Source organism: Burkholderia sp. YHN3-13 (assembly GCF_055810675.1).
Window position 1 is genome coordinate 1 of sequence record NZ_JBVVNQ010000102.1, and the last position, 549, is coordinate 549.

1 protein-coding gene is annotated in these 549 nt (G+C 62.3%); it reads right to left on the reverse strand.

What is annotated here, in order from left to right; all coding sequences use genetic code 11:
- Positions 1 to 549 (reverse strand): hypothetical protein (locus AC0KUR_RS38105; protein WP_473377420.1); only part of this gene is annotated, 549 nt, incomplete at both ends.

Consider the following 549-nt stretch of genomic DNA (forward strand, 5'->3'; position numbering starts at 1 on the left):
GTTGTTCGTGGCCCCGTTGCCGTTGGCCGTACCGTTCGAACCGTTGTTCGTAGCGTTATTGCCGTTGGCCGTCCCGTTCGAACCGCTGTTCGTGGCGCCATTGCCGTTGGCCGCGCCGTTGGCACCGTTGTTCGTGGCGCCGTTGCCGTTGGCCGTGCCGTTCGAACCGTTGTTCGTAGCGTTATTGCCGTTGGCCGTCCCGTTAGCACCGTTGTTGGTCGCACCGTTGCCGTTGGCTGCGCCGTTGGCACCGTTGTTCGTGGCGCCGTTGCCGTTGGCCGTACCGTTCGAACCGTTGTTCGTAGCGTTATTGCCGTTGGCCGTGCCGTTCGAACCGTTGTTCGTAGCGTTATTGCCGTTGGCCGTCCCGTTCGAACCGTTGTTCGTAGCGTTATTGCCGTTGGCCGTGCCGTTCGAACCGTTGTTCGTAGCGTTATTGCCGTTGGCCGTGCCGTTCGAACCGCTGTTCGTGGCGCCATTGCCGTTGGCCGCGCCGTTGGCACCGTTGTTCGTGGCCCCGTTGCCGTTGGCCGTACCGTTCGAACCGTT